A 9,921-nucleotide genomic window follows, 5' to 3' on the forward strand; every position below is an offset into this window, starting at 1 on the left:
CATGCGCGCCAGCCACACCCTGCAGTCCAAGGTGCGCGCGGCGCACCCTACGGCGCGTTGGCGCGCTGCGCCTCGCGGAACGCCTTGAGCGCCGCCAGGCGCGCGCGCTTGAGCGCCTCGCCCAGTTCCGCGCCCTTGAAGCCCTGCTCCAGCAGCGGCTGCACCGCCACGCCGCGCGCCACCCTGGCGGCGGCGCGCAGGTAGTCGGCCTGCGGGTAGGGCTGGCGCTCGAGGCCGAGGCGGCCGCGGGCGTCCATCTCGCAGGCGGCGACGAACGCCTCGAAGCGCTCCGGGCGGCGGTACAGGTCGAAGTGCTGGAACAGCTCGGCCAGGGTCTGCGCGCGCAGCTCCAGGGCGCGATGGCCGTGGGTGTGGTATTCGCCGACCAGCAGGGCCAGCTCGGCGCAGTCGCGCGGCGCCTTGCAGCGTGCGTTGACCGCCTCGATCAGGCGCAGGCCGCGGCTCTCGTGGGCGATGTGGCGCGGCCATTCGGCCGGGTCGGTCAGGCCCTTGCCCAGGTCGTGCAGCAGGCAGGCCCAGCGCACGGGGAGCGGCTGGTCGTGTTCGGCGCACTGGCGCAGGACCATCAGCACGTGCTCGCCGCTGTCGATCTCCGGGTGGTGCTGCGCCGGCTGCGGCACGCCGAACAGCGCCTGCAGCTCGGGCAGCAGCTGCTCGAGGGCGCCGCAGTCGCGCAGCACCTGGATGAACACCTCGGGGCGCGGCTCCATCAGCGCGCGCTCGATCTCCTTCCACACCCGCTCGGCGGTGAGGTCGGCCAGTTCGCCGGAGGCGGCGATCTCGGCCATCAGCGCCAGGGTTTCCTCGGCGACGCGAAAGCCCAGCGGCGCGTAGCGCGCGGCGAAACGGGCGACGCGCAGCACGCGCAGCGGGTCCTCGGCGAAGGCCGGCGAGACGTGGCGCAGCAGGTGCAGGGCGAGGTCGTGCTGGCCGCCGTAGGGGTCGATGACTCGGCCGTCGGCGTCCTCGGCCATGGCGTTGATGGTCAGGTCGCGGCGGATCAGGTCTTCCTCGAGGGTGACCTCGGGGCTGGCGTAGAAGGTGAAGCCGCCGTAGCCGCGCCCGCTCTTGCGCTCGGTGCGCGCCAGGGCGTACTCCTCGCCGCTCTGCGGGTGGAGGAACACCGGGAAATCGGCGCCTACCGGGCGAAATCCCTGGGCGATGAGTTCTTCGGCGTGGGCGCCGACCACCACCCAGTCGGTTTCCGTGACCGGGCGGCCGAGCAGGCGGTCGCGCACGGCGCCGCCCACCTTGTAGATCTGCATGGCGTGTCCTGCAGGCAATGGGAGGGTGGCGCAGAGGATAGCGCGCCGCCGCGCGCAGGGCGACGGCGGTGCTGCAAGGGTTGCGCGCCCGGTCTCAGACCGGGCGGGCGATCAGGTCGAAGTGGCTGCCTTCCGTCTCGCGCTCGCGCTTGGGCGGCATGTGCTGCACGTTCACGCGCTGTTCGCCCTGCATGCTCTCCAGGTGCACGTCGAAGCCCCACAGGCGGTGCAGGTGGCGCAGCACGTCCTCGGTGGAGCTGGCCAGCGGCTTGCGTTCGTGCTGGTAGTGGCGCAGGGTCAGCGAGCGGTCGCCGCGGCGGTCGACGTTCCAGATCTGCACGTTGGGCTCGCGGTTGCCGAGGTTGTACTGCGCCGCCAGGTGATCGCGGATGGTGCGGTAGCCGCTGTCGTCGTGGATGGCGTCGACCAGCAGCTCGTCCTGCTGGTCGTCGTCGAGGATGCTGAACAGGCGGAACTCGCGGATCAGCCGCGGCGAGAGGAACTGCTGGATGAAGCTCTCGTCCTTGAAGTTCTGCATGGCGAACTTGAGGGTGGCCAGCCAGTCGCTGCCGGCGATGTCGGGGAACCAGCGACGGTCCTCCTCGGTCGGCTCCTCGCAGATGCGGCGGATGTCGCGGTACATGGCGAAGCCCAGCGCATAGGGGTTGATGCCGCTGTAGTAGGGGCTGTCGAACGGCGGCTGGTAGACCACGCTGGTGTGGTACTGGAGGAACTCCATCATGAAGCCGTCGGTGACCAGGCCCTCGTCGTAGAGGTCGTTGAGCAGGGTGTAGTGCCAGAAGGTGGCCCAGCCCTCGTTCATCACCTGGGTCTGGCGCTGCGGGTAGAAGTACTGGGCGATCTTGCGCACGATGCGCACCACCTCGCGCTGCCAGGGTTCCAGCAGCGGCGCGTGCTTCTCGATGAAGTAGAGGATGTTCTCCTGCGGCTCGGGCGGGAAGCGCTTGCCGTCGTCGGCGCGCCCCTTGCCGGCGCCCTTGGGGATGGTTCGCCACAGGTCGTTGACCTGGCGCTGCAGCTGCTCCTCGCGGTCCTTCTGGCGGCGCCGCTCCTCCTCGGCGGAGATCGGGTAGGGCCGCTTGTAGCGGTCGACGCCGTAGTTCATCAGGGCGTGGCAGGAGTCGAGCAGGTCCTCGACCGCGTCGATGCCGTGGCGCTCCTCGCACTTGTCGATGTACTGGCGGGCGAACACCAGGTAGTCGATGATCGAGCTGGCGTCGGTCCAGCTGCGGAACAGGTAGTTGCCCTTGAAGAAGCTGTTGTGGCCGTAGCAGGCGTGCGCCACCACCAGCGCCTGCATGCACATGGTGTTCTCTTCCATGAGGTAGGCGATGCACGGATCGGAGTTGATCACGATCTCGTAGGCCAGGCCCATCTGGCCGCGCTTGTAGCCCTTCTCGGTGCTGAGGAAGTGCTTGCCGTAGGACCAGTGGTGGTAGCCGATGGGCATGCCGACCGAGGCGTAGGCGTCCATCATCTGCTCGGCGGTGATCACCTCGATCTGGTTCGGGTAGGTGTCCAGCGCGTAGCGCTCGGCCAGCCGGGCGAGTTCGCGGTCGTAGCTGCGGATCAGCTCGAAGGTCCACTCCGAACCGGTGGACAGGGGCTGGCCTTTCTTGGCTCGAGGGCTCATGCGGCGACCCTCCTCTGGAAGAGTTCGCGGAATACCGGGTAGATGTCGGCGGCGGAAACGATCTGCTGCTGGGCGAAGCTGTCCGGGAAGGCCGCGGCGACCTGCTCGTACTCGTGCCACAGCGCCTGATGTTCGCGCGGGGTGATCTCCACGTAGCTGAAGTACTGCACGAACGGCATGATCTGGCGCAGCAGGATGTCGCGGCACACCGGCGAGTCGTCGTTCCAGTTGTCGCCGTCCGAGGCCTGGGCGGCGTAGATGTTCCATTCGTGGGCCGGGTAGCGCGCGGCCATCACTTCCTGCATCAGCTTGAGCGCGCTGGAGACGATGGTGCCGCCGGTCTCCCGCGAGTAGAAGAACTCCTGCTCGTCGACCTCCTTGGCGCTGGTGTGGTGGCGGATGAACACCACCTCGATCTTGTCGTAGCTGCGCTTGAGGAACAGGTAGAGGAGGATGAAGAAGCGCTTGGCGATGTCCTTGGTGGCCTGGGTCATCGAGCCGGAGACGTCCATCAGGCAGAACATCACCGCCTTGGAGGTCGGGTTGGGCTGCTTGACCAGCAGGTTGTACTTGAGGTCGAAGGTGTCGAGGAACGGCAGGCGCTCGATGCGCGCGCGCAGTCCGGCGATCTTCTCCTCCAGGTCGCGGATGTCGCTGAAGTTGTCCGGCTCCTCGACCTTCAGCCGTTCCAGCTCGGCCTTCAGCTCGCGCAGGTGGTTGCGGCTGGAGCCGGACAGGGCGATGCGCCGGGCGTGGGCCGAGCGCAGGGTGCGCACGATGTTCAGGCGGGCGGGCGTGCCCTCGCTGCTGATGCCGGCGCGCACCGTCTTGAAGCTGTCGATGCCGGTGAGATGCTTCTTCACCAGGTTGGGCAGGGCGAGATCCTCGAACATGAAGTCGAGGAACTCCTCCTGGGTGATCTGGAACACGAAGTCGTCCATGCCCTCGCCGGAGTTGCTGGCCTTGCCCTGGCCGGAACCACCGCCGCCACCGCCGGAGGGCCGCGGGATGCGTTCGCCGGTGGTGAACTCCTTGTTGCCGGGATGGATGATGGTCTGCCGGCCGCCGCGGCCGTGGTGCAGCACCGGTTCGTCGATGTCGCGGGAGGGAATGCTGATCTGCTCGCCGTGTTCCATGTCGGTGATGGAGCGCCGGCTGACGGCTTCCTCCACCGCCTTCTTGATGTGGTCACGGTAACGCCGCAGGAAGCGCTGGCGGTTCACCGTGCTCTTGTTCTTGCCGTTCAGTCGTCGGTCGATGACGTAACTCATGGCGTGCTCCCGTGCGGGGCTGGAGGCCGAGGCGCAGACCACAGCGGCGCCGGGTGGCGCCGCTGCGGACCAGGGCTTGCTCTAGCTTACTACTGCGACTTGCGGACGCGCAGATACCATTCGGCGAGCAGGCGTACCTGTTTCTCGGTGTAGCCGCGCTCGACCATGCGCCGCACGAAGTCGTTGTGCTTCTGCTGCTCGTCCTTGCTGCCCTTGGCGTTGAAGCTGATGACCGGCAGCAGGTCCTCGGTGTTGGAGAACATCTTCTTCTCGATCACCGCGCGCAGTTTCTCGTAGGACAGCCACGAGGGGTTCTTGCCGTTGTTGTTGGCCCGCGCCCGCAGCACGAAGTTGACGATCTCGTTGCGGAAGTCCTTCGGGTTGCTGATGCCGGCCGGTTTCTCGATCTTCTCCAGCTCCTCGTTGAGGGCGCCGCGGTTGAGGATCTCGCCGGTTTCCGGGTCGCGGTACTCCTGGTCCTGGATCCAGAAGTCGGCGTACAGCACGTAGCGGTCGAAGATGTTCTGCCCGTACTCGCTGTAGGACTCGAGGTAGGCGGTCTGGATCTCCTTGCCGATGAACTCCACGTAGCGCGGCGCCAGGTATTCCTTGATGAAGCGCAGGTAACGCTCGCGCGTCTCGGCGGGGAACTGCTCCTGCTCGATCTGCTGTTCCAGCACGTAGAGCAGGTGCACCGGGTTGGCCGCCACCTCGTGCGGGTCGAAGTTGAACACCTTGGACAGGATCTTGAAGGCGAAGCGGGTCGACAGGCCGGTCATGCCCTCGTCGACGCCGGCGCTGTCGCGGTACTCCTGGATCGACTTGGCCTTGGGATCGGTGTCCTTGAGGTTCTCGCCGTCGTAGACGCGCATCTTCGAGTAGATGTTGGAGTTCTCCGGCTCCTTCAGGCGACTCAGCACGGAGAACTGGGCGAGCATCTTCAGGGTGTCCGGCGCGCAGTGCGCCTGAGCCAGCGAGCTGTTGACCAGCAGCTTGTCGTAGATCCTGATCTCGTCGGTGACGCGCAGGCAGTAGGGCACCTTGACGATGTAGATGCGGTCGATGAACGCCTCGTTGTTCTTGTTGTTGCGGAAGCTGTGCCACTCGGCCTCGTTGGAGTGGGCCAGCAGGATGCCGCTGTAGGGGATGGCGCCGAGTCCCTCGGTGCTGTTGTAGTTGCCCTCCTGGGTGGCGGTCAGCAGCGGGTGCAGCACCTTGATCGGCGCCTTGAACATCTCGACGAATTCCATGATGCCCTGGTTGGCGCGGCACAGGGCGCCGGAGTAGCTGTAGGCGTCAGGGTCGTTCTGCGGGAATTCCTCCAGCTTGCGGATGTCGACCTTGCCGACCAGCGCGGAGATGTCCTGGTTGTTCTCGTCGCCCGGTTCGGTCTTGGCGATGGCGATCTGGTTGAGGATCGACGGGTACAGCTTGACCACGCGGAACTTGCTGATGTCGCCGCCGAACTCGTTGAGGCGCTTGGTCGCCCACGGCGACATGATCGAGCTCAGGTAGCGGCGCGGGATGCCGTACTCTTCCTCGAGGATGGCGCCGTCCTCGTCGGGGTTGAACAGGCCGAGCGGCGACTCGAACACCGGCGAGCCCTTGATGGCGTAGAAGGGGATGTGCTCCATCAGGTGCTTGAGCTTCTCGGCCAGGGACGACTTGCCGCCGCCGACCGGGCCGAGCAGGTAGAGGATCTGCTTCTTCTCTTCCAGGCCCTGGGCGGCGTGGCGGAAGTAGGAGACGATCTGGTCGATGCAGTCTTCCATGCCATGGAAGTCGGCGAAGGCCGGGTAGCGGCGGATCACCTTGTTGGAGAAGATCCGCGACAGCCGCGGATCGGTGGAGGTATCCACCAGTTGCGCCTCGCCGATGGCCTTGAGCATGCGCTCGGCGGCGCTGGCGTAGGTCAGGGGATCCTGCTTGCAGAGGTCGAGATACTCCTGCAGGGAGTACTCTTCCTGGCGCGTTGTTTCGTAGCGTTGCTGGAAATGGCTGAAAATGCTCATGACGTCACCTCGCTCGATGCCTGTACGTAAGTGGGCCTCGGGCGGGCACGGGCGGGCTGGCGCGTGGCGCCGGCCTGCTGCTCCCCTCTCTCGACCCCCCAATGGTCGTACGACCTGCCTGGAAGCCGGTGGTCCGGCTTTCCCTTTTGCAAGACTCTTGAACTGAGCATAGACCTGCTTTGGCGCGTGCGCAGCAGGAAAACAAGAGGAGGTGGCGAGTTGTTACAAATGCGCCGGCGGTCAGTCGTGGGGCAGGCGGGCGACTTCGTCGGGGTAGTGGGCGCGCCACAGCTCGAAGCCGCCATCGATGCTGTACACCTCGGCGAAGCCCTGGTGGGCGAGGAAGGCGGCGGCGTTCTGGCTGGAGTTGCCGTGGTAGCAGATCACCAGCAGCGGCGCGTCCATGTCGGCGCCGGCGATGAAGTCGGCCAGCGAGTGGTTGTCCAGGTGGCGTGCACCGGGAACGTGGCCGCTGGCGAAGCTGTGCGGGTCGCGGATGTCGACCACCACCGCGCCCTTGGCGCGCAGGTCGTGGGCGGTGGCGGGATCGATGCGCTTGAATTCGCTCATGGCTGCTCCTTGTGGCAACTGCAGGTATGGCGCTCGCCGCTGTCGACGTCGAGCAGGGTCAGGGCTTCGCCCCACACGCAGCCGGAATCCAGGGCCTCGACGCCGGGCTCGTTGCAGCGTCCCTGCAGGGCGGCCCAGTGGCCGAAGATGATCCGCTCGCCGCGGGTCTTGCGGTTGGGGTGGCTGAACCAGGGGCCGTAGCCGTTCGGCGCGGTGCCCAGGCCCTCCTTGCTCTTCAGGTCGAGGCGGCCGTCGGCGGTGCAGAAGCGCATGCGGGTGAAATAGTTGGTGATCACCCGCAGGCGGGTGATGCCGCGCAGCTTGCCGTCCCACTGGTTCGGCTCGTTGCCGTACATGCCGTCGAGGAACAGCGGCAGGCGGGCGTCGTCGCGCAGTGCCTCCTCCACCTCGGCGGCGCGCTTGCGCGCCTTCTTCAGCGTCCACTGCGGCGGGATGCCGGCGTGCACCAGGGTGATCTGCCGCTCCTCGTCGTAGTGCAGCAGCGGCAGACGGCGCAGCCATTCGAGCAGGTCGTCGCGGTCCGGTGCCTCGAGGATCTCGCGCAGGGTGTCGCCCTTCTTCAGGCGCTCGATGTTGTGCGCCGCCGCCAGCAGGTGCAGGTCGTGGTTGCCCAGCACGCTGACCACCGAATCGCGCATGGCGAACAGGAAACGCAGGGTCTCCAGCGACTGCGGGCCGCGGTTGACCAGGTCGCCGACCAGCCACAGGCGGTCGCGCGCCGGATCGAAGGCGACCCGCTCGAGCAGGCACTGCAGCGGCTGCAGGCAGCCCTGCACGTCGCCGACCGCGTACAGCGCCATCAGTGCAGCGCTCCGGGCACCGCCAGACGGAAGGCGCTGATCGGCGCGTCGAAGGCGTGACCGTCGCCGGCCTGCATGCCGAAGCTGCCGTGCATGCTGCCCACCGGGGTGGCCAGCACGCAGCCGCTGGTGTAGGTGTGGCTTTCGCCCGGTTGCAGCAGCGGCTGTTCGCCGACCACGCCGGGGCCGCGCACTTCCTGCACCTTGGCGTTGCCGTCGGTGATGATCCAGTGGCGGGTCAGCAGCTTGGCGGGCAGGGCGCCGCTGTTGCGGATGGTCACCGTGTAGGCGAAGGCGTAACGCTGCTGGTCGGGCAGCGACTGCTCGGGCAGGTGGCGGGTGGCGACGCTGACGTCGATCTGGTAACGCGGATCCGGTGTGGTCATCGATATGCGGTTTCGGGGCGGCCTGAAGTAAAAGCTTAGCGATTCACTCGGGTTGTGTCTGCAGCGCCAGCTGGTCGGCCAGACGCACGAAGGCGGCGAGGTCCAGCTGCTCCGGGCGCAGGCTGCCGTCGACGCCGGCGGCCTCGATGGCGGCAGCGGGCAGCAGCTGCTTGAGGGTGTTGCGCAGGGTCTTGCGCCGCTGGTTGAAGGCCTCGCGCACCACCCGCTCGAGCAGGCGGTGGTCGCGGGCCGGGTGCGGCAGCACGGCGTGCGGCACCAGGCGGACGATGGCCGAGTCGACCTTGGGCGGCGGGTTGAAGGCGCCGGGGCCGACGTTGAACAGATGCTCCACCCGGCAGTGGTACTGGACCATGATAGACAGCCGCCCCCAGTCGCCGCCGCCAGGCGTGGCGGCCAGGCGCTCGACCACCTCCTTCTGCAGCATGAAGTGCATGTCGCCGATGATCGAGGCGTGCTCGAGCAGGTGGAAGATCAGCGGGGTGGAGATGTTGTAGGGCAGGTTGCCGACCACCCGCAGCTTCTCCTCGCCCTGCACCAGCGCGTTGAAGTCGAACTTCAGCGCGTCGCCGGCGTTGAGGGTGAAGTTGGGATCGATGCCGAAGCGCAGCCTGAGCAGCGGCAGCAGGTCCTGGTCCAGCTCGATCACGTCGAGCTTCGCGCCGCTGCCGAGCAGCCCCTCGGTGAGGGCGCCCTGGCCGGGGCCGATCTCCACCAGATGCTCGCCCGGGCGCGCATGGATGGCGCGCAGGATGCGATGGATCACCCCGGCATCGTGCAGGAAGTTCTGGCCGAAGCGCTTGCGGGCGCGGTGTTGGTACAGCTCGGACATGGGGCGGCTCCAGGCTTCAAGCCGCAAGCTCGAAGCGAATGCGAAAAGAGCCGCAGTTTAACAGCGAACGCGCCGACAGGCTGCAGCGCCCGCTGGCCAGATCGGCCATGTGCGGGGCGGGCCCCTCTCTCGGAGCAGGGAGAGAAGGCCCGCGCGGCGTGTCAGGCCTGGCCGGTGCTCATCTGATACGCCGTTTCCAGCGCCACCTGCAGGCTGCCGGTGTCGATGCGGCCGCTGCCGGCCAGGTCCAGCGCGGTGCCGTGGTCGACCGAGGTGCGCACGATGGGCAGGCCGAGGGTGACGTTGACCGCGGCGCCGAAGCCCTTGTACTTGAGCACCGGCAGGCCCTGGTCGTGGTACATGGCCAGCACCGCGTCGCAGTGCTCGAGGTGTTTCGGGGTGAACAGGGTGTCGGCCGGCAGCGGGCCGACCAGGTCGAGGCCTTCGCCGCGCAGCTGCGCGAGGGTCGGCTCGATCACCTCGATCTCCTCGCGGCCCAGGTGGCCGCCTTCGCCGGCGTGCGGGTTGAGGCCGCAGACCAGGATGCGCGGCCTGGCGATGCCGAACTTGCCGCGCAGGTCGGCGTCGAGGATGCGCGCGACGCGGGCCAGGCGCTCGGCGGTGATGGCGTCGGCCACCGCGCGCAGCGGCAGGTGGGTGGTCACCAGGGCCACGCGCAGGCCGCGGGTGGCGAGCATCATCACCACCTGTTCGGTGTGGGTCAGCTCGGCGAGGAACTCGGTGTGCCCGGAGAAGGGGATGCCGGCCTCGTTGATCACGCCCTTGTGCACCGGCGCGGTGATCATCCCGGCGAAGCTGCCGTCAATGCAGCCGTTGCCGGCGCGCAGCAGGGTCTCCAGCACGTAGGGCGCGTTGCGCGCATCGAGCTGGCCGGCGACCGCCGGCACGGCCAGCGGGGTATCCCACACGTACAGGCTGCCGGCCGGCGCCGGGCTGTCCGGCCAGGCGCCGGGGCCGACCTCGAGCAGCTCGATGTCCAGCCCCAGCTGCGCGGCGCGTGCGGCCAGCAGCGCGCGGCTGGCGACGGCCACCAGCGCGTGCGGCTGGGCC

General features: G+C 67.7%; 9 protein-coding genes. All 9 read right to left on the reverse strand.

Annotated features, from left to right (window positions below; translation table 11 throughout):
• Window positions 1–47: 47 nt before the first annotated feature.
• The gene (locus tag E5198_RS12880) at window positions 48–1,286 is read right to left on the reverse strand and encodes a multifunctional CCA addition/repair protein (protein WP_136490399.1); all 1,239 of its coding nucleotides are present in this window, start codon (window positions 1,284–1,286) and stop codon (window positions 48–50) included.
• 94 nt (window positions 1,287–1,380) lie between these two features.
• A complete protein-coding gene (locus E5198_RS12885; RefSeq protein ID WP_136490400.1) occupies window positions 1,381–2,940 on the reverse strand; it encodes a SpoVR family protein in 1,560 nt (519 codons plus the stop codon).
• Window positions 2,937–4,211: a YeaH/YhbH family protein gene (locus E5198_RS12890; protein WP_136490401.1), complete on the reverse strand. Its 1,275-nt coding sequence runs from the start codon at window positions 4,209–4,211 to the stop codon at window positions 2,937–2,939. Before E5198_RS12890 ends, E5198_RS12885 begins: the two co-directional genes overlap by 4 nt.
• Before the next feature lie 89 nt (window positions 4,212–4,300).
• Window positions 4,301–6,223 (reverse strand): PrkA family serine protein kinase, encoded by a 1,923-nt coding sequence (locus E5198_RS12895; protein WP_136490402.1) that lies wholly within the window; start codon window positions 6,221–6,223, stop codon window positions 4,301–4,303.
• 240 nt (window positions 6,224–6,463) lie between these two features.
• Window positions 6,464–6,793 carry a thiosulfate sulfurtransferase GlpE gene (gene glpE, locus E5198_RS12900; RefSeq protein ID WP_136490403.1) on the reverse strand — a complete coding sequence of 110 codons (330 nt, stop codon included), beginning with the start codon at window positions 6,791–6,793 and terminating at the stop codon, window positions 6,464–6,466.
• Complete coding sequence (locus tag E5198_RS12905; RefSeq protein WP_136490404.1) at window positions 6,790–7,614, reverse strand: symmetrical bis(5'-nucleosyl)-tetraphosphatase; 825 nt, start codon at window positions 7,612–7,614, stop codon at window positions 6,790–6,792. Before E5198_RS12905 ends, glpE begins: the two co-directional genes overlap by 4 nt.
• Window positions 7,614–8,000 carry a Co2+/Mg2+ efflux protein ApaG gene (gene apaG, locus E5198_RS12910; protein WP_136490405.1) on the reverse strand — a complete coding sequence of 129 codons (387 nt, stop codon included), beginning with the start codon at window positions 7,998–8,000 and terminating at the stop codon, window positions 7,614–7,616. The genes E5198_RS12905 and apaG overlap by 1 nt, the downstream gene beginning before the upstream one ends.
• Window positions 8,001–8,043: 43 nt before the next feature.
• On the reverse strand, window positions 8,044–8,850 hold the full coding sequence (rsmA, locus tag E5198_RS12915) for a 16S rRNA (adenine(1518)-N(6)/adenine(1519)-N(6))-dimethyltransferase RsmA (RefSeq protein ID WP_136490406.1): 807 nt from the start codon (window positions 8,848–8,850) through the stop codon (window positions 8,044–8,046).
• Window positions 8,851–9,011: 161 nt separating this feature from the next.
• Window positions 9,012–9,921 (reverse strand): 4-hydroxythreonine-4-phosphate dehydrogenase PdxA (gene pdxA, locus E5198_RS12920; RefSeq protein ID WP_136490407.1); only part of this gene is annotated, 910 nt, incomplete at its 5' end.

The sequence above is a fragment of the Pseudomonas sp. A-1 genome (genome assembly GCF_004801855.1).
Taxonomy (GTDB): Bacteria; Pseudomonadota; Gammaproteobacteria; order Pseudomonadales; family Pseudomonadaceae; genus Geopseudomonas.